This is a genomic window from Rhodoferax sp., from assembly GCF_028715765.1.
In the GTDB taxonomy this organism is placed as follows: Bacteria; Pseudomonadota; Gammaproteobacteria; order Burkholderiales; family Burkholderiaceae_C; genus Rhodoferax.
Map to the genome: position 1 here is coordinate 43,903 of NZ_JAQURE010000011.1, position 18,292 is coordinate 62,194.

The 18,292-nt window shown below is 60.0% G+C and carries 15 protein-coding genes; 8 read left to right on the forward strand and 7 right to left on the reverse strand.

Annotated elements, in window-relative coordinates; genetic code table 11:
- Positions 1-59: 59 nt before the first annotated feature.
- The 5 genes from rph to PHT20_RS06030 all read left to right on the forward strand — a co-directional run bounded on the left by rph (position 60) and on the right by PHT20_RS06030 (position 4,679).
- Positions 60-788, forward strand: coding sequence for a ribonuclease PH (rph, locus tag PHT20_RS06010; protein WP_301019821.1), 729 nt, complete (start codon positions 60-62; stop codon positions 786-788).
- A gap of 44 nt (positions 789-832) precedes the next feature.
- A complete protein-coding gene (gene rdgB / locus PHT20_RS06015) occupies positions 833-1,435 on the forward strand; it encodes an RdgB/HAM1 family non-canonical purine NTP pyrophosphatase (RefSeq protein ID WP_301019822.1) in 603 nt (200 codons plus the stop codon).
- A 124-nt stretch (positions 1,436-1,559) separates the two neighbouring features.
- On the forward strand, positions 1,560-3,542 hold the full coding sequence (htpG, locus tag PHT20_RS06020; protein WP_301019823.1) for a molecular chaperone HtpG: 1,983 nt from the start codon (positions 1,560-1,562) through the stop codon (positions 3,540-3,542).
- A 112-nt stretch (positions 3,543-3,654) separates the two neighbouring features.
- A complete protein-coding gene (locus PHT20_RS06025) occupies positions 3,655-4,101 on the forward strand; it encodes an FKBP-type peptidyl-prolyl cis-trans isomerase (RefSeq protein WP_301019824.1) in 447 nt (148 codons plus the stop codon).
- A 146-nt stretch (positions 4,102-4,247) separates the two neighbouring features.
- Entirely contained in the window at positions 4,248-4,679 is a 432-nt protein-coding gene (locus tag PHT20_RS06030) for an Hsp20/alpha crystallin family protein (RefSeq protein WP_301019825.1), read from the forward strand.
- A gap of 51 nt (positions 4,680-4,730) precedes the next feature.
- Here PHT20_RS06030 and PHT20_RS06035 read toward each other — a convergent pair whose 3' ends face one another.
- The gene (locus PHT20_RS06035) at positions 4,731-5,807 is read right to left on the reverse strand and encodes a serine/threonine protein kinase (protein WP_301019826.1); all 1,077 of its coding nucleotides are present in this window, start codon (positions 5,805-5,807) and stop codon (positions 4,731-4,733) included.
- The gene (locus PHT20_RS06040; RefSeq protein WP_301019827.1) at positions 5,800-8,286 is read right to left on the reverse strand and encodes an ATPase, T2SS/T4P/T4SS family; all 2,487 of its coding nucleotides are present in this window, start codon (positions 8,284-8,286) and stop codon (positions 5,800-5,802) included. The genes PHT20_RS06035 and PHT20_RS06040 overlap by 8 nt, the downstream gene beginning before the upstream one ends.
- A gap of 231 nt (positions 8,287-8,517) precedes the next feature.
- On the opposite strand from PHT20_RS06040, the gene PHT20_RS06045 reads away from it, so the two are divergent.
- Positions 8,518-10,116 carry a choline dehydrogenase gene (locus PHT20_RS06045; RefSeq protein ID WP_301019828.1) on the forward strand — a complete coding sequence of 533 codons (1,599 nt, stop codon included), beginning with the start codon at positions 8,518-8,520 and terminating at the stop codon, positions 10,114-10,116.
- A 39-nt stretch (positions 10,117-10,155) separates the two neighbouring features.
- On the opposite strand, the gene PHT20_RS06050 is transcribed toward PHT20_RS06045, so the two are convergent.
- The 4 genes from PHT20_RS06050 to PHT20_RS06065 form a co-directional block, all read right to left on the reverse strand.
- Positions 10,156-11,412 carry a type II toxin-antitoxin system HipA family toxin gene (locus PHT20_RS06050; protein ID WP_301019829.1) on the reverse strand — a complete coding sequence of 419 codons (1,257 nt, stop codon included), beginning with the start codon at positions 11,410-11,412 and terminating at the stop codon, positions 10,156-10,158.
- Positions 11,402-11,731, reverse strand: coding sequence for a helix-turn-helix transcriptional regulator (locus PHT20_RS06055; protein ID WP_301019830.1), 330 nt, complete (start codon positions 11,729-11,731; stop codon positions 11,402-11,404). The genes PHT20_RS06050 and PHT20_RS06055 overlap by 11 nt, the downstream gene beginning before the upstream one ends.
- Before the next feature lie 76 nt (positions 11,732-11,807).
- On the reverse strand, positions 11,808-12,569 hold the full coding sequence (locus tag PHT20_RS06060) for an ABC transporter permease (RefSeq protein ID WP_301019850.1): 762 nt from the start codon (positions 12,567-12,569) through the stop codon (positions 11,808-11,810).
- A gap of 88 nt (positions 12,570-12,657) precedes the next feature.
- On the reverse strand, positions 12,658-13,581 hold the full coding sequence (locus PHT20_RS06065; protein WP_301019831.1) for an ATP-binding cassette domain-containing protein: 924 nt from the start codon (positions 13,579-13,581) through the stop codon (positions 12,658-12,660).
- 161 nt (positions 13,582-13,742) lie between these two features.
- On the opposite strand from PHT20_RS06065, the gene purT reads away from it, so the two are divergent.
- Complete coding sequence (gene purT / locus PHT20_RS06070) at positions 13,743-14,969, forward strand: formate-dependent phosphoribosylglycinamide formyltransferase (protein WP_300084567.1); 1,227 nt, start codon at positions 13,743-13,745, stop codon at positions 14,967-14,969.
- Between the two features lie 57 nt (positions 14,970-15,026).
- Here purT and PHT20_RS06075 read toward each other — a convergent pair whose 3' ends face one another.
- On the reverse strand, positions 15,027-16,580 hold the full coding sequence (locus PHT20_RS06075; protein ID WP_301019832.1) for an AMP nucleosidase: 1,554 nt from the start codon (positions 16,578-16,580) through the stop codon (positions 15,027-15,029).
- Positions 16,581-16,672: 92 nt separating this feature from the next.
- Between PHT20_RS06075 and gshA the strand changes: the two genes are divergently transcribed.
- Positions 16,673-18,235 (forward strand): glutamate--cysteine ligase, encoded by a 1,563-nt coding sequence (gshA, locus tag PHT20_RS06080; protein ID WP_301019833.1) that lies wholly within the window; start codon positions 16,673-16,675, stop codon positions 18,233-18,235.
- Positions 18,236-18,292: the final 57 nt, after the last annotated feature.

The window sequence follows — 18,292 nt, forward strand, 5'->3', positions numbered from 1 at the left end:
GCATCTCGCTTGTCGTGCCTTCGCACCGCGCCCCCATTTCCTTGATTGAAAGACCTGCCATGACTGAATTTTCTAGAACCCAAGGCCGCTTGGCCAATGCGCTGCGCCCAGTGCGCCTGACCCGCGCTTACACCCTGCACGCCGAAGGCTCGGTGTTGATCGAGTTTGGCCACACCAAAGTGCTGTGCAATGCCTCGGTGCTCGACAAAGTGCCGCCGCACCAAAAAGGCCGCGGCCTTGGCTGGGTCACCGCCGAATACGGCATGCTGCCACGCGCCACCCACAGCCGCAGCGACCGCGAAGCCGCGCGCGGCAAGCAAACCGGACGCACACAAGAAATTCAGCGTTTGATCGGCCGTGCCCTGCGCTCGGTGTTTGACCTCAGCCTGCTCGGCGAGCGCACCTTGCACCTTGATTGCGACGTGCTGCAAGCCGATGGCGGCACCCGCACGGCGGCCATCACCGGCGCCTTTGTCGCTGCGCAAGATGCTGTCAATGGCTTGCTGGCGGCGGGTAAATTGACGCAGTCGCCGATTCGTGAAGCGGTGGCGGCCATCTCGGTTGGCATGGTGCAAGGCACGCCGTTGCTCGACCTGGAATATGTTGAAGATGCCGCTTGCGACACCGACATGAACGTGGTCATGACCGCCAGCGGGCATTTTGTCGAGCTGCAAGGCACAGCCGAAGGTGCGCCCTTTAGCCGCACCGAAATGGATCAACTCTTGAACTTGGCCGACCAAGGCATTCGTGAGCTGATTCTGTTGCAGCAAGAATCGCTCTCTAAATAAGAGCTACTCACGCACTAACCATAAGCGCTAGAGGTCTATTTGTTATGAAAATTGTATTGGCATCCAACAACCCCGGGAAATTGGTTGAGTTGCAAGCCATGTTGGCGCCGCTGCAGCTGGAGCTGGTGACCCAAGGCAGCCTGGGCATTCCTGAAGCGGCCGAGCCGTTTCACACCTTCATTGAAAACGCTTTGGCCAAAGCGCGTCACGCGGCGCATTTGAGCGGCCTGCCGGCCATGGCCGATGACGCCGGTTTGTGCGTGGATGCCTTTGGCGGCTTGCCGGGGGTGGACACCGCTTATTACGCCACCCAGTTTGGCTACGCCAAAAGCGACGCCAACAACGTGCGTGCCCTGTTGGAGCAAATGCAAGGCATTGACAACCGGCGCGCCGCCATGGTCAGCACACTGGTGGCGCTGCGCTCAGCCGACGACCCCGAGCCACTGGTGGCGGTGGGGCGGGTGGTGGGCGACATCACCCAGGCGCCGATGGGTAGCAACGGCTTTGGCTTTGACCCGGTGATGTGGTTGCCCGAATTCGGCCAAACCTTTGCCCAGTTGCCCACCGAAGTTAAAAATGCCCACAGCCACCGCGGCCGCGCCGTGGCCGCCATGGTGGCGCTGATGCGTGAGCGCTGGCAGATTTGAGCGTCCCTGCAGTTTTGCCGCACTTGAACCCTTGAATTCGCCTGGGTTGTCCTTATTTATGGGATTGCTCTGGCACCAGCGCGCTCGTTGCTGGCCTCTATTTTTTTGACACCTCTGTAACACCATGACCAAACAAACCCTTTCCTTCCAAGCTGAAGTGGCGCAACTGCTGCACCTTGTCACGCACTCGCTCTACTCCAACAAAGAAATTTTCCTGCGTGAACTCATTTCAAACGCGTCTGACGCCTGCGACAAACTGCGTTTTGAAGCCATCAACGACGGCGGTCTGTACGAGAACGACCCCGAGCTCAAGGTCAAAGTCATGTTTGACAAAGACGCCAAAACGCTCACCATCACCGACAACGGCATTGGCATGAGCACGCAAGAGGCCATTGACCACCTGGGCACCATCGCCAAAAGCGGCACCAAAGACTTTGTGAGTAAGTTGAGCGGCGACCAAAAGGCTGACTCGCAACTCATTGGCCAGTTCGGCGTGGGCTTTTACTCAGGCTTCATCGTGGCCGACAAGATCACCGTTGAGTCGCGTCGCGCCGGTATGAAGGCCGAAGAGGGCGTGCGCTGGATCAGCGGTGGCGCGGGCAACTTTGAGGTCGAAGCTATCACACGGCCAGAGCGCGGCACCAGCATCATCTTGCACCTCAACGACGACGCGCTCGACTATGCCAGTGCCTGGAAGCTCAAGAGCATCATCAACAAATACTCCGACCACATCAGCTTGCCCATCTTGATGGAAAAAGAAGAGTGGAAAGACGGCGAACTCATCAATCCATCAGATGAGGCCGGCGGCCGCCAACCTGGTGCCATGGTGAAAACCGGCGAATGGGAAACCATCAACAAAGCCAACGCCATTTGGGCGCGCGCTAAAAAAGACGTCACGCAAGAGCAATACGACGAGTTTTACAAGCAAATCAGCCACGACTTTGAAGCCCCGCTGGCGCACACCCACAACCGGGTGGAAGGCAGTACCGAATACACCCAGCTGCTGTACATCCCTGGCAAAGCGCCGATGGATTTGTACAACCGCGAAAAATCAGCTGGGGTCAAGCTCTACGTCAAGCGCGTTTTCATCATGGACGATGCCGAAGCGCTGTTGCCCACCTACCTGCGCTTTGTCAAAGGCGTGGTCGACTCGGCTGACTTGCCTTTGAACGTGAGCCGCGAACTGCTGCAAGAAAGCCGCGACGTGAAAGCCATCCGTGAAGGCTGTACCAAGCGCGTGCTGGGCATGCTCGAAGACCTGGCCAAAAACGACAAGCTGCCAGAAGTGTCTGCCGACGGCGTGACCGACGTGCAAACTGCCGAAGAAAAAGCCGAGGCGGAAAAAAATGTGGGCAAGTTCACCAAGTTCTACAAAGAATTTGGTGCTGTGCTCAAAGAAGGCCTGGGCGAAGACTATGCCAACAAAGACCGCATTGCCAAGCTGCTGCGCTTTGCCAGCAGCACCACCGATGGCGTGATGGTCAGCTTTGCCGACTACAAAGCCCGCATGAAAGACGGCCAGGAAGCCATTTACTACATCACCGCCGACACCTTGGCAGCAGCCAAAAACAGCCCGCAACTTGAAGTGTTCAAGAAAAAAGGCATTGAAGTGCTCTTGATGACCGACCGCGTGGACGAATGGGCGCTGAACTACGTGCACGAGTTCGACGGCACACCGCTGCAAAGCGTGGCCAAAGGTGCGGTGGATCTGGGCAAACTGCAAGACGAGTCTGAGAAAAAGGCTGCTGAAGAAGCCGCTGAGTCCTTCAAGCCGCTGCTGGCCAAGCTCAAAGAAGCCCTCAAAGACAAGGCCGAAGACGTGCGTGTGACCACCCGCTTGGTCGACAGCCCAGCCTGCCTGGTGGTGCAAGACAACGGCATGAGCACGCAACTGGCGCGCATGCTCAAGCAAGCCGGCCAAGCCGCGCCAGACGTGAAACCCGTCCTGGAAGTCAACGCTGAGCATGCCTTGGTGAAGAAGCTTGAAAGCTCCCCTAGCTTCAACGACCTGGCGCACATCTTGTTTGACCAAGCCCTGCTGGCCGAAGGTGGCCTGCCCGATGACCCCGCCGCCTACGTGCGCCGCGTGAACGCCTTGCTGGTTTGATTTTTATATAAGAAATAGGCCTCTAGAGCCCATGTATAAAGCGTGGACAGCTATTTAAAATATAGCTTTCCACGCTTTTCTTTTTGCTTTTTCCTTCAACTTTTCCAACCCCATGAAAAACCTCTTCAACGTCACCCTGCTCGCCAGCGCCTTGTGCCTACCCCTGACTTCATTCGCCGCCGATGCGGCGTTGGCGGCCGCCGCCAAAGAAGCTGGTGCCGTGGTCACTGCCAGCGGCTTGGTGTACAAGTCGCTCAAAGACGGCACCGGGGCCAGCCCCAAAGCCAGCGACACAGTCAAGGTCAACTACCGCGGCACGTTCCCGGACGGCAAAGAATTTGACAGCTCTTACAAGCGCAACCAAGCCATAGAGTTCCCGCTCAACGGCGTCATCAAGTGCTGGACGGAAGGCGTGCAGCGCATGAAAGTGGGCGGCAAAGCCAAGTTGACTTGCCCGTCGAGCATCGCCTATGGCGAGCGTGGTGCCGGTGGTGGCCTGATTCCCGCCAACGCCACCTTGCTGTTTGAGGTGGAACTGCTGGGCATCAACGGCAAATAACCCACGCCGTCGGCACAAGATTTCCGCATTTTTTCAGCCGCCAAAATCTTGAAAACCTTGCCATAACCCTCATTTTTCAACTTGTAGGCTCAACGCCATGGGGGCACTGAGCCGACACCCCTGACTTGTTGAAAAAGGAGAATCTCATGAATGCACTGATGACACGTGGCGGATTGTTTGACGAATTTTTCCGCGATGTTGCGCCTGGTTTTTACATCAAGCCCCTGCATGGCGACGGCTTGCCCAACCCGGCGCAGATCAAGGTGGATGTCAAAGAAAGTGGCGAAGCCTACACCATCCACGCCGAAATTCCAGGGGTGCCCAAAGAAGACATCCAGGTGGCCGTGGACGGCAATGTGGTGACCTTGCGTGCCGAGGTCAAGCAGCAAGACAGCACCTCGCAAGATGAAAAGGTGTTGCGCAGTGAGCGCTTTTACGGTGCCGTCTCCCGCAGTTTTCAGCTCGCGGGAGACATCGACCAAGCGCAGGCCAAAGCCAAGTACGACAACGGTGTGCTGACCCTGACCTTGCCCAAAAAACAAGCCATGAGTGGCGCCCAACGCCTGACCATCGAGTAACCGTGCGGCCGGCCGGCCGTTGCAGCGCCACCCCACAGCCGCCGCTGGCGCTTACACCGCCAGCGGCGGCTGTTGCATGGCTTCCAACTGGTCTTGCAGCATGACCACCTGGCCTTGCCAATAGTCGCTGCTGCCGAACCAGGGAAAGTTGATGGCAAAAATGGGGTCTTCCCAGCGCCGCGCCAGCCACGCGCTGTAGTGCAGCAAGCGCAGTGTGCGCAGCGGCTCCAGCAACGCCAGTTCGCGTGCATCAAAGGGGCGAAACTGCTCGTAGCCGTCCACCAGCGCGGCCAGTTGCCGGGTTTGTTGCGCCCGGTCGCCGCTCAGCAGCATCCACAGATCTTGCACCGCCGGGCCACTGCGGCAGTCGTCCAGGTCGACAAAATGCGGGCCGGGCAGCTGGCTGGCAGGCACCTCCAGCGGTGTCCACAAAATGTTGCCGGGGTGGCAGTCGCCGTGCAGGCGCAGCGTCTGCATGGCGCTGGCACCTGGGTTGGCCTCGTTCGTTAAATTATTTAAGTCTTTTTGGCCTCTAGCGCCCGTCAATAGGGCATGAGTAGCTATCAAATCAATGGCGTCTTGGGCAGCCTTGGCCCAGGCGCTTTGCACATCCAGCGGCACTTTGTCATGACCCAGCAGCCAGTCGCGCGCGGCCACGCCAAAGCTGGCCACATCCAGCGCCGGGCGGTGGACAAAGGGGTGTGCCGTGCCCACGCTGTGGATGCGTGCCAAAAAACGGCCAATCCACTCCAACACCTCACCGTCTTCCAGTTCGGGCTGGCGGCCACCGCGCCATGGGCTCACGCTGAAGTCAAAGCCACCATGGTGGTGCAGCGTCTGGCCGTTCAGCATCAGCGGTGCCACCACCGGAATTTCTGCCGCAGCCAGCTCGGCTGAAAATGCATGCTCTTCTTCAATTTGCGCCCGGGTCCAGCGCTGCGGGCGGTAAAACTTGGCCACCACCTTGCGGCCATCGTCCAAGTGGGCTTGGTAAACCCGGTTTTCGTAAGAGCTCAAGGCCATTTGCCGGCCGTCGCCCAGCAGCCCCACGCTGGCCAGCGCGTCTTGCACCACATCGGGCGTGAGTGCCTGAAACGGGTGGCTTGCGGTGGGCGAGGTGCTAGGCATTGCTGCTGGCTCGCACTTCTTCCATGCTGGTCAGGCCGGCCAGCATTTTGCTGATGCCGTCTTGGCGCAAGGTGCGAAACACCCCGCTTCTGAACGCCGCGTGCTGCACTTCTTCAGAGCGTGCGCCGCTTTGAATCAAGCGCCGCACCTCGGGCGTGACGCGCAACAACTCGTGCAACCCCACCCGCCCCGACATGCCGGTGCCCAGGCACTTGCTGCAGCCGGTGGCTTGGTGGTGGCTGAGCCAGCCTTTTTGACCATATTGCGCCATCCACTGTGCCAGCACCTCGTCTTTGGTCGGGCGCATGTCTTCAGGAAAGGCGTGCAGATAGTCGGCCAGCCACTCCTCAATGGTGTCGTCTGAGGCTGGTTGCACGGTGCGGCATTCGGTGCAAAAACGCCGTGCCAAGCGCTGCGCCAGCACGGCCAAGAGCGAGTCGGCAAAGTTGAACGGGTCCATGCCCATGTCAATCAGCCGGGTCACGGTTTCAGCCGCGCTGTTGGTGTGCAAGGTCGAGAGCACCAAGTGCCCGGTGAGTGAGGCTTCAATGGCAATTTGCGCTGTTTCCGCATCACGTATTTCGCCCACCATGATGATGTCGGGGTCGGCGCGCAAAAACGAGCGCAGCGCTTTGGCAAATGTCCAGTCAATTTTGGGGTTGACCTGCACCTGGCGCAAATCGGGTTGGGTGATCTCGATCGGGTCTTCGGCGGTCCAAATTTTGCGCTCGGGCGTGTTCAAAAAGCCCAGCACCGAGTGCAGGGTGGTGGTTTTACCCGAGCCAGTGGGCCCCACGCACAGCACCATGCCGTAGGGGCGGCTCACCGCCTCGGTCAGCTGCGCCAGGTTGTCAGGCGAGAGGCCGAGCTTTTCAATGGCAATGGGTTTGCGCGACGCCAGCAGCCGCATCACCACGTCTTCCAGGTTGTTGGCGGTGGGGATGGTGGCAATGCGCAGCTCCAGCTTGTGGCGTGGTGAGAATTTACTGAAGTCAATCTTGCCGTCTTGCGGTTTGCGCCGCTCGGAGATGTCGAGGTCGGCCATGATTTTCAAGCGCGCCACCAGCGCTGCGCGGTAGGTGTGGGGCAGCTCCAGGTAGGGCGACAAGATGCCATCTTTGCGAAACCGGATGCGCACTTTGGCGCGCTTGGGTTGCGACTCCACGTGAATGTCTGACACGCCGCGGGCGTGCGCTTCAATGATCATGGTGTTGATCAGGCGCACCAGGGTGTTGTCAGACTGGGCAATTTGCTGGCCGTCTTCAGACTCATCTTCCAGCCCCATGTCTTGCATTTGCATTGACTCAAGCAACTGGGTGCCGCTGGCCTGGCCGTCGTTGGAGGGGGGCAACAGGTCATCGTCGGCAGGCCAGGCGTTAATGCCCAGTTTTTCGTAGGCACTTTTCTGGGTCTGGGCGATTTGCATCTCGTCACCCAGGGTGGCAATCACCCGACCCTGCACCATAAATTCAAGCTCTTCGAGCAGTTTGCGCTGGGTCGGGTCCACCGCGGCAATCACCAGCAGCTTGTCGCGCCACAGCAGCGGCATGATGTGCAGGCGCTGGGCGGTGCTGGCAGGCACTTTTTTCAGGGCTTCGGGGTCGATTGGAAACTGGGTCACGTCCACCACGGGGTAGCCCATTTTGCGTGCCAGAGCGGTGTTGAGGTCTGCGCGGGTGAGGTAGCCCATGTTCACCAGCAGTTGCCCCAAGGGCACCGAGCGCTCGGTCTTTTGCCGCTCCAGCGCCTGCTTGAGCTGGTCATCGTCAATGTAGCCCAGCCGGGTCAGGGCTTCGCCCACGCGAATCATTGGCATTTTGGACTGCTGATCCAGCGCCAACATCAGTTGGTCGGGCGACACCACGGCGTTGTCCACCAAGTAGTCACCCAGTTTTTTGATGCGGCGGCTGTGCTGCTCGGTGGCCGCATCTTCAACCTGCTGGCTGGTGACCACTTTTTGATCGACCAGCATTTGGCCAATGTGGTCGCCCAGAATGACCGAGGTGAACGCGTCGCGCGGCACAAACACCCGCTCCAGCGTGCCCTGCTCATCGAGCGGAGTGAACAAAAACAGACCGTAATGGGTTTCCACATAGCCCACAGTTTTGCCGGTCAGGGTGCTGCCGTTGTCGAGTTGCAGCTTGTAGTCGACGGTGCAGCGGTAGCTCAAAATGTCGGCAAAGTCTTCGCTGCTGATGATTTCTTGTGGGTGGATGCGGCTTTTGAGCGTGACCCGGCGAAACTGCGCAAAGGTCATGGGCACGGGTGTTTTGCTGTGTTCCAGTTGGATCAGAATCGTTTGCTCATCCGGGTCGACCGAGACCAGGGTGCAGGTGCGAATGGCACCGTTCAAGCCTTCAAGCTCACACGCTTGCGGCGCGCTCCAGGGTTGGGCGGCGCTGTAAATGGCATAAGGCGGCGCTGGCCAGCTGAAGCTTTTGCGGGCTGGCGCCTTGGCGTCTTTGGGCGTCAAACTCATGCTAACGGTCTCTTGCGCTGCGGCGGGCAAGGAAATAGATGAAAACACCTGCACTCCTTCATGGAGGACTCAGGCCGCTGAAGCGGTTTTGCGTGAGTCCTGTAAATGGTTCAAGCCTCTATCATGCCTGAATGCGTGGTCTGCCCGCAGCGCTGGCTTCGTCACCCTTGAGACATGGCTCTAAAACACGGCTTGGTTTTCCGTTAACCTGCAAGCCCCTCGGAGAACACCATGTTTGACTACCTCATCATCGGCGGCGGCTCGGCCGGCTGCGTATTGGCGGCGCGCCTCACTGAAGACCCCCACATCCATGTGGCGTTGCTGGAAGCGGGCCCCGCCGACCGCAGTGTGCTGATCCATTGCCCGGCGGGTCTGGCGGTGATGGCCAAGTTCAGCCTGCATGGCTGGGGGTTGAACACCGTGGCGCAGCCCGGCCTGAATGGGCGCAGTGGCTACCAGCCGCGTGGCAAGGTCATGGGTGGGTCAAGCTCGCTCAACGCCATGATCTACACCCGCGGTCACCCCGTTGACTACGACCGCTGGGCGGCGGAGGGCAACCCTGGCTGGTCTTATGCCGATGTGCTGCCTTACTTCAAAAAAGCCGAGCACAACGAACGCGGCGCGGATGACTTTCATGGCAGCCAGGGGCCACTCAATGTGATGGATCTAGCGCAACCCAACCCACTCTCTGAGCTGTTTGTGCAAGCTGGTGTGCAAGCGGGCTACCCGCGCAACCCAGACTTCAATGGTGCCTGCCAAGAAGGTGTGGGGCACTACCAGGTGACGCACAAAAACGGCGAGCGTTACAGCGCTGCCAAGGCTTACGTCACCCCCCACCTGCAGCGTCCCAACTTGCAGGTGTTTACCGGCGCGCTGACCACCCGCATCTTGCTCAAAAAAAATCGCGCAGTGGGTGTGGAGTTTGAGCACCAGGGGCAAACCAAGCAGCTGCATTGCCAGCGCGAGGTGCTGCTGTGCGCTGGCGCCATTCAGTCGCCGCAAATTCTGATGCTTTCGGGCATTGGCCCCAAAGCGCATTTGCTCGACCATCACATCGTGCCACTGCACCCCTTGCCTGGCGTGGGGCAGCATCTGCATGACCACATTGATGTGGTGCAGGTGGTGGACGCCCCCGCCGCCCTTGACACGTTTGGCCTCTCGGTGCCGGGCGCGGCCAAGCTGCTCAAGGGGGTGTGGGATTGGCGTGAGAAGCGCACCGGTATGCTGACCACCAATTTTGCCGAAGCTGGTGGCTTTATCAAAAGCAGCCCGGCCGAGCGGGTGCCTGATTTGCAGCTGCACTTTGTCATTGGCAAGCTCATCAACCACGGCCGCACCACCACGCTGGGGCACGGCTACTCGTGCCACGTGTGCCTGCTGCGCCCCAAAAGCTATGGCAGCGTGCGCCTGGCCAGCGCCAACCCGCAAGACCTGCCGTTGGTAGACCCCGATTTTTTGGCCAGCCGCGACGACGTGGATCGCTTGGTCAAAGGCTTCAAGCTGATGCGTGGCATTTTGGCGCAGCCAGCGCTGGCGCAATTCGGCGGGCGTGAACTCACCGCCACTGCCGCTGCCCAGACTGATGAAGACATTGAGCAAGCCATTCGCAACCTGGCTGACACCATTTACCACCCGGCGGGCAGTTGCCGCATGGGGCAAGACGAGATGGCGGTGGTAGATGCCCAGTTGCGCGTGCACGGCTTGCAGGGGCTGCGCGTGGTGGACGCGTCGATCATGCCCCACCTGGTGGGTGGCAACACCAACGCGCCGGTCATCATGATTGCCGAAAAAGCCGCCGACATGATCAAGGCGGCGCAACAGCCGCTTTGATCGTTCAACCAAGTATGTCACCCAGACTGGCAGACCCCATCAAGCTGCAATGCGCTCGGCCTGCTGTGCCAGAAAAGCTGTGACGCGTTTGGACAGTGCTAGGCTGCCGCCTGCATTTTTGATGGCCAAGTGCGCCTGAGCGGCCACCGTTTGCCCAATGTTTTGAATGATGTGCGCTGCACTTGCGTCCGATTGCCCGAAATGTGGTGCTGCTTCACGCACCAGCGCCAGGCTGGAGGCGTGCCGGCCCGGCAAAATGGCCAGTTCCTGATAACCCGTGTGGCTGCTCAATTGCGCCACCAGGTCAAAGGCCGGGGCCAGTCGCCAAGACCCCTGGCCTTGGTGGAGTGCGCCATGGTTTTTGACGTGGTCGTCGCTGTTGCCCACCACCAGGTTGAACACCATCCGTCGAAACAGCTCGGTGACATCTTGTTCAGGCTTGGCAGAGATGCGGCGCAGCGTTTGCGCCAGTTCCACATAGCTCCCGCCACTGGATTCGTAAGGCACGTTGAGCAAAGCTGACGCTGAGAGGTAGTGAAACCGGCGTTCGTGGCTGATTGGGCCGGTACGGTCAAAGCGCTCCAGCAACAGCGCATGCCCACCCGCCAGATCGCGCAGGTGAAACGCTGGCACGGTGATGCCACAAGCCAGTGCCATGCCCAGCGTGGCGGCCTCCACCACCTCCATGTCGAATTCGTCGCCGCGTGAGGCAAATTTGGCAATGTAACGGCGACCTTCATGCACAAAGGTGGCTTTGGGGCGTGCGCCGCCCAGACTTGCCCCGCCGCGCAGCAGTTGCTGCATGCGTGGAGTCACATCCAAACCGGTTTCAATCCGGCGCGCCGCTTCGGCCAGGTCGGGCAGTTGCAGCAGCTCAGCGGGCGGCTCACGGGTCTGAATGGGCAGTGACTCGGAAAAAACCATGGCGCCAATTCGGTCGTCATTGGTGAGCAGCAGGGCATCGATGTCACAGATGGACTGACCCTGTTGCACCTCCAGCACCTTGCGACCCCACGTGTCGGGCAAGGCATCACGCAAGGTCAGCGGCATGGCACCGCCATCACGCAAACGGCGCTCTGGCAGCACAAAACCTGCTTCTCTCAAGGGTAAGTGTTCAGGATTTAACGATTGAGCGTGCGGCGTGTGCAGATAGCGGCGGCCATAGGCAAATTCACCTGACTCCATCACGCCGTGGCGTGCCAGCTTCAGTAGGCCGACTGGCTGCACCTCATGATTGGCGTGCCAGGCCAAGCCAACGTAAATCAGACGTTCTGGTGGCGCAGCGTCAGAAGTCACGTTCGCTCTCAGTGATCACACCGGGTGCAGCGCGTCCGGCCGGGCGGCGCACGCGTCTGTTGGCGGCCAAGGCGGCGGGGGCAGGGGCCACGGTGTCGAGCGAATCGGTTTCGCCGAACAGCCACAACGCATGCAGCATGAGTCCCAAGCTGGTGCCCGGTTTGCCGGCCTCCAGCGCGCGCACCGTGGTGGGGGAGCACATCAGCCGCTGCGCCATTTCAGCCAACGTCCAGGCACGCTGCACCCGGTGCGCACGCAGGCGCTGACCCAGGCGAACCAGTGCCAGTTGTGCTGGGGCGGGCAGGGCGGTGATTGACATGGGATGCATCATTAAACTGGTTATTAAGTAGCTTTATTGACAGTTTACTGGTTAATTTGCGCTGTGGCCTTGCGTGTCAGCCCCGAAAGCGTTTGCGCGTGAGCGCCAGCGCCACCCAAAAACCCACCACGGCGTAGGTCGCCAACACCGCCAGCGGGCGCAGCCATTGCGCTGGCCATTGGTCCATGAATAGCGGGCGCACCAGCGCCACGGCGTTGGTCAGTGGCAGCCAGTCAGACACCATGCGCACCACGCTGGGCAGCTGTTCCAGCGGGAAAAAAATGCCGCTCAGAAACATCATGGGAGTTAAAAACAGCGTGAAGTAATAGGTGAAAAAGTCGTAGCCCTTGGCCAGCGCGTTAAAGATCAGCGCGACACAGCTGAAGGTGATGCCCACCCCCAGCAGCACCGGCCAGGCCACCAGCAGTTTGGGGCTGTGGCTGATGCCCAAGCCCAGCATCACCCCCAAAATGGCGGTCACGGTAAACAGCGACTTGAACGCCGCCCACAGCATTTCAGCCAGCACAATGTCGTCGAGCGTGACCGGTGCGTTCATGATGCCGTCCCAGGTTTTCTGCACATGCATGCGGCTAAAGGCCGAGTACAAAGCCTCAAAACTGGCGGCATTCATGGCGCTCATGCAAATGCTGCCACTGGCCAAAAACAAGATGTAAGGCACTGGCACGCCGTCCACGCTGATTTGCCCCACCAGCGCACCCATGCCGTAGCCAAACGCCACCAGCCACATCAGTGGCTCGGCAATGTTGCCCACCAGGCTGGGAATGGCGAGCTTTTTCCACACCAGCCAGTTGCGCAAAAACACCGGCCACCAGCGCATGGAGAGTTTGGGATAGCTCCAAACTGATGTATCTTTTTGGCCTCTAGCGCTTATGGATATTGCTTTAGCAGCTTCTTTATTCATAGTATCAAGCCTCTTCCCGAATCTGCCGACCGGTGAGTTTGAGGAATAAATCCTCTAGGTTGGCGGGGCGGTGCAAAGTGCGCAGGTGGGGGTGCGCGGTGAGGGCTTGCATCAGCGGCTTGGCCTCTTGGGTGTAAAAAAACACGGTCTCGCCACTCACCTCCACGCGCGCGGCCAGCGCCTTCAGGGGCGAATCTGCCAGCGCCAGGGCGCCGCTGCCAAACACCTCCACCACATCGGGCTCCAGGTGCTGGGCAATCAGGTCGCGCGGCGTGCCTTCGGCAATTTTTCGGCCATGGTCAACCACCAGCAGGCGGTGGCACAGGCGCTCGGCCTCGTCCATGAAGTGGGTGGTGAGCAAGATCGATTTGCCCTCGGCCAGCAGCAGTTGCAGGCGCTCCCACATCAGGTGGCGGGCTTGCGGGTCCAGCCCGGTGGTGGGCTCATCGAGCAGCAGCAAGCGCGGGTTGTTGACCAGGGCGCGCGCCAGGCTCAAGCGCCGTTTCATGCCGCCCGAGAGTTCGCCTGGCTTGGCGTTGGCCTTGGCGGTCAGGCTGGCAAATTCCAGCAGCGCCGGAATGCGCGCCCGGATTTGGGCGTCTTTCATGCCGAAGTAGCGGCCATACACCAGCAAGTTTTCGGCACAGCTGAAGTCGGGGTCCAGCGTGTCCATCTGACTCACCACGCCCAGTTGCGCCTTGATGGCCAGCGCATCGGCGGGCATGTTCAGGCCAAAGGCGGTGACCGTGCCAGCGTCGGGCTGTGTCAAGCCCAGGCACATGCGGATGGTGGTGGTTTTGCCAGCGCCGTTGGGGCCAATCACGCCCAGGCAAACGCCTGGCGCAATGGCAAACGACATGTCATCGACCACGGTGGCAGTGCCATAGCGTTTGACCAGGTGTTGGACAGAAAAAATAGGTGCATTCATGGGCTGAATTGTCACCGACCGTGTTGCATCGCGAGCGTTCAAGCGTGCAAATCCACCGCAGGCCGAATGATTTACATCGTGATGGGCGCCGCAGGTTCGCGCCGCTGTTGCCTAAAATCAAAACACTTTTTCAACCACGGAACGCATCACGCGCACACTTTATGACCACTCTCGGAACCCCCTTGTCCAAACACGCCACCAAAGTCATGCTGCTGGGCAGCGGAGAGTTGGGCAAAGAGGTGCTGATTGCGCTGCAGCGCCTGGGCGTGGAAACCATTGCGGTAGACCGTTATGCCCATGCGCCAGGTCAACAAGTGGCGCACCACAGCCGCACCCTTGTCATGAGCGACCCGGCGCTGCTGCGTGAGTTGATTGAGCACGAAAAACCCGACCTGGTGGTGCCCGAGATTGAAGCCATTGCCACCCCCATGCTTGAAGTGCTGGAGGCCACCGGCGTGGTGCGCGTGATACCCACCGCCCGCGCCGCGCGCCTGACCATGGACCGCGAAGGCATTCGCCGCCTGGCTGCTGAAGAGCTGGGCTTGCCCACCAGCCCCTACAAGTTTTGCGACTCGCTGGCCGAGCTGCAAGCCGCCATTGATGCCGGCATTGGCTACCCCTGCATTGTCAAACCGGTGATGAGCAGCTCAGGCAAAGGCCAAAGCAAGATCAGCGGCCCGGCCGATGTGCCAAAAGCCTGGGACTACGCCATGGCCGGTGGCCGCGTCAGCCACGGCCGGGTGATTGTGGAAGGCTTCATTGACTTTGACTACGAAATCACCCAGCTCACGGTGCGCGCCAAAAATGCCGAGGGCGGCATCGACACCCACTTTTGCGACCCCGTGGGGCACGTGCAGGTCAACGGCGACTACGTGGAAAGCTGGCAACCCCACCCCATGAGCCCGGCGGCACTTGAGCAGGCGCGCCACATTGCCAAAACCGTCACCGACAACCTGGGCATTGGGCTGGACGGCCAGCCGAGCGGGTTGGGTATTTTTGGGGTGGAGCTGTTCATCAAGGGTGACATGGTGTGGTTCAGCGAAGTGTCGCCACGCCCGCACGACACCGGTTTGGTGACCCTGACCACCCAATGGCAAAGCGAATTTGAGCTGCACGCCCGTGCCATTTTGGGCTTGCCCGTCAACACCGCGCTGCGCAATCCTGGCGCCAGCGCCGTGATTTACGGTGGGGTAGACGCCAAAGGCATTGTGTTTGATGGCGTGGACGACGCCCTGCGCGTGCCTGGCACCGACATTCGCTTGTTTGGCAAGCCTGAGAGCTTTGTCAAACGCCGCATGGGCGTGGCACTGGCGGCACACGCCGATGTGGAGCAAGCCCGCGTCAACGCCAAACTGGCGGCGAGCAAGGTCAAGCCACGTATCGCGTGAGTTTTTGGCGACTTTCTTTCAGGTCTCTTCAAATAAGTCGCGCTAATCCGCCCCAAGTTACTGAAACGCCACCTCGGCAAAACTGCGCAGTTTGCGGCTGTGCAACTGCGCCACGCCTTGGGCGCGCAGCAGCTCCAGCGCCCGGATGCCAATGCGCAGGTGCTGGTCGACCCGCTCGCGGTAAAAGTGGTTGGCCATGCCGGGAAGCTTGATCTCGCCGTGCAGCGGTTTGTCGCTCACGCACAGCAAGGTGCCGTAGGGCACACGAAACCTGAAACCATTGGCAGCGATGGTGGCGCTTTCCATGTCCAGCGCCACGGCGCGGCTTTGGCTAAAGCGGCGTTGCGGGCCGTTGTCGGGCAGCAGTTCCCAGTTGCGGTTGTCGGTGCTGGCTACGGTGCCGGTGCGCATGATGCTTTTGAGCTCAGACCCTTTGAGCTGGGTGACCTGTGACACCGCGCTGGCCAGTGCCACCTGGATTTCAGCCAGGGCCGGCAGCGGCACCCACAGCGGCAGTTCTTCATCAAGCACATGGTCTTCGCGCACATAGCCGTGCGCCAGCACAAAGTCGCCCAGTTGCTGCGTGCTGCGCAGGCCGGCACAGTGGCCAAGCATGATCCAGGCGTGTGGGCGCAGCACGGCAATGTGGTCGGTGATGGTTTTGGCATTGGCCGGGCCAACACCGATGTTGACCATGCTGATGCCACTGCCATCGGCGCGCACCAGGTGATAGGCGGGCATTTGCGGCAGGCGCGGTGGTGGGGTGCCGGTTCGGCTGGGGAAATTGGGGTCAGAGCCCAATTCCGCTGGCGCAAAATTGGAATCTGACCCCAATTTTTCTGACCCCAATTTGGAGTTTGCCCGGCTTGTCACCACATTGCCAGGCTCCACAAACGCTACATATTCGCTAGCTGCTTGCGCCATTTGGGCGTGGCCTAGGGCAATGAATTCATCAATGTAAAACTGGTAGTTGGTGAACAGCACAAAGTTTTGAAAGTGCTCGGGCGCGGTGCCGGTGTAGTGGCGCAGGCGCTGCAGCGAATAGTCCACCCGCGGCGCGGTGAACAGGCTCAAGGGTTGTGGCTCGCCAGGGCGTGGCACGTGGGTGCCGTTGGCAATGCCGTCGTCCATGGCGGCCAGATCCGGCAGGTCAAACACATCGCGCATGAGCTGGCGCCGCTCGGGGCTCAAGCTGCCTTCCACATGGTCGTTTTCAGCAAACGAAAAATGCACCGGAATCGGTTGGTTGCTGGTGCCCACTTCAAGCTCAACACCATGGTTTTCCAGCAGCAGGGTGAACTGCTCAAGAAGGTAGTGGGCAAACAAATCTGGCCGCGTCAAGGTGGTCTCAAAACGCCCCGCACTGGCCACAAAACCATAGCTCAAACACGCTGCATCCGCATGAGTGTGGCGGTTGACCGTGTCGGTTTGCACCCGCACAAAGGGGTAGCAGGCGCGCACATGGCCGGGTAGCTCAGTGCCTGCCACAAAGCGCTGCATGGCCAGGCGCAGGTGGTTGATGCTGTTGGCGTAAATCAGCTGCACTTGTGCCAAGGCGGCCGCTGGGTCTGAAAAGCGCGTGGGCGCAATGAAAGGGGGTAAATGAGGCATGGCCGTATTGTTTCACGCGCCTGTGACATGGGTATGGCGGTGCTTTAAAGCTGCCATACTTACCCCCCAAGATTGTTGAGGCTTAGATTGCGATGCTGAAATTTACCTGTTGTAGCGCCGTGCGCCAGTTCTCTGAGGCTTCTCAGGCCCAGCTGTTAAGCCAGATCACCCGCGGCTTTGAGCGCGAGTGTTTGCGTGTCGATCGCGCTGGGCAGTTGGCAAAAACGCCCCATCCTGCGGCGCTGGGGCACAAGTTGACCCACCCCTGGATCACCACCGACTACGCGGAGGCGTTGCTCGAATTCATCACCCCGCCGTCCACCGATGCGGCTTACCCGCTGGCTTTTTTAACCGACATTCACCGCTTCAGCGCCCAGCAGCTCGGCGGGGAATACCTGTGGGCGGGCTCCATGCCGTGCAAGATTGGCGCAGATGCCGACATTACCATTGCCAACTACGGCACATCGCATGAGGCACGTTTCAAAATGGTTTACCGCGAAGGCTTGGGGCTGCGCTATGGCCGTGCCATGCAGACCATTGCCGGGGCGCATTACAACTGGTCTTTGCCCACCGAGTTTTGGCTGGCGCTGCGTGACTGCTGCCCGGGCTCGGGCGACTTGCAAGACTTCATCAACCAACGCACTTTTGGCCTGATTCGCAATTTTTTGCGCTATGGCTGGCTGGTGCCGTATTTGTTTGGCGCGTCCCCCGCGCTGTGCCAGTCTTTTTTGCAGGGGCACCCGTCAGATTTGGTCGAACTGTCACTGGGCACCTGGCACGGCCCTTATGCCACCAGCTTGCGCATGAGCGACCTGGGTTACCAAAACCATGCCCAAGACAAACTGGCCATCAGCTTCAATTCGCTGGCCGAATACACCCAGGGCCTGGAAGCCGCCATTCGCACCCCAGACCCCTATTACACCGAGTTGGGCGTGCGCGAGGGTGACAGCTGGCGCCAACTCAGCGACAGTGTGTTGCAAATCGAGGCCGAGTTTTACGCTTCCATGCGCCCCAAGCGCGTGGCGCCCAGCGGGCTGCGCCCCGCCAAAGCGTTGCGTCAGCAAGGCGTGCAGTATGTCGAAATGCGGCTGTTTGACCTGAACCCGTTCATTGACATCGGCATTGCGCCTGAGCAGCCGCTGTTTGCCGATGTGCTGCTGCTGATGTGCCTGTTTCGCGACAGCCCGCCCATCACCTGCCGTGAGCAGAGCGAGAACGACGAGAACAAACACCGTGTGGTCACGCGTGGCCGCCAGCCGGGTTTGCAACTGCTGGTGCACAACCGCGAGCAGCCCTTGCAGACCCTGGCCAGTGAGTTGTTTGACGACATGGCGCCCTACGCTGCCATGCTGGATGCGGCTTATGGCAGCCACCGTTACCAGCGTGCCATGCAAGACCTGCGCCAACGCATCACCCAGCCTGAGTTAACGCCGTCGGCCCAGGTGCTGGAAGCCGTCAAAAAACACGGCAGCTACTTTGACTTTGCGTTCGAGCAGGCCAAAGCCCACACCCAAAGCTTGCAAGCAGTGGGTTTGCCAGAGGACACGATGGCCACCTTCAAGGCCAGCGCGCAGGCCTCGCAGGTGCAAGCGCAGCAGGCAGAGGCCGCCACCACGGGCTCGTTTGAAAACCATGTGGCGGCGTACTTTGCTTGAGTTTGCCTAAAAAATATAAGCGTTTTAGGCCTCTAGAGCTTATGAAATAAGCTTAAG

Bases quoted from the DNA above. Each gene is read 5' to 3' on its own strand.
- PHT20_RS06040 (WP_301019827.1), bottom strand. From the start codon at position 8,286: ATGAGTTTGACGCCCAAAGACGCCAAGGCGCCAGCCCGCAAAAGCTTC.
- PHT20_RS06025 (WP_301019824.1), top strand. From the start codon at position 3,655: ATGAAAAACCTCTTCAACGTCACCCTGCTCGCCAGCGCCTTGTGCCTA.
- PHT20_RS06065 (WP_301019831.1), bottom strand. From the start codon at position 13,581: ATGAATGCACCTATTTTTTCTGTCCAACACCTGGTCAAACGCTATGGC.
- PHT20_RS06035 (WP_301019826.1), bottom strand. From the start codon at position 5,807: ATGCCTAGCACCTCGCCCACCGCAAGCCACCCGTTTCAGGCACTCACG.
- PHT20_RS06060 (WP_301019850.1), bottom strand. From the start codon at position 12,569: ATGCGCTGGTGGCCGGTGTTTTTGCGCAACTGGCTGGTGTGGAAAAAG.
- PHT20_RS06045 (WP_301019828.1), top strand. From the start codon at position 8,518: ATGTTTGACTACCTCATCATCGGCGGCGGCTCGGCCGGCTGCGTATTG.
- PHT20_RS06030 (WP_301019825.1), top strand. From the start codon at position 4,248: ATGAATGCACTGATGACACGTGGCGGATTGTTTGACGAATTTTTCCGC.
- PHT20_RS06055 (WP_301019830.1), bottom strand. From the start codon at position 11,731: ATGTCAATCACCGCCCTGCCCGCCCCAGCACAACTGGCACTGGTTCGC.
- rph (WP_301019821.1), top strand. From the start codon at position 60: ATGACTGAATTTTCTAGAACCCAAGGCCGCTTGGCCAATGCGCTGCGC.
- htpG (WP_301019823.1), top strand. From the start codon at position 1,560: ATGACCAAACAAACCCTTTCCTTCCAAGCTGAAGTGGCGCAACTGCTG.
- PHT20_RS06075 (WP_301019832.1), bottom strand. From the start codon at position 16,580: ATGCCTCATTTACCCCCTTTCATTGCGCCCACGCGCTTTTCAGACCCA.
- rdgB (WP_301019822.1), top strand. From the start codon at position 833: ATGAAAATTGTATTGGCATCCAACAACCCCGGGAAATTGGTTGAGTTG.
- gshA (WP_301019833.1), top strand. From the start codon at position 16,673: ATGCTGAAATTTACCTGTTGTAGCGCCGTGCGCCAGTTCTCTGAGGCT.
- purT (WP_300084567.1), top strand. From the start codon at position 13,743: ATGACCACTCTCGGAACCCCCTTGTCCAAACACGCCACCAAAGTCATG.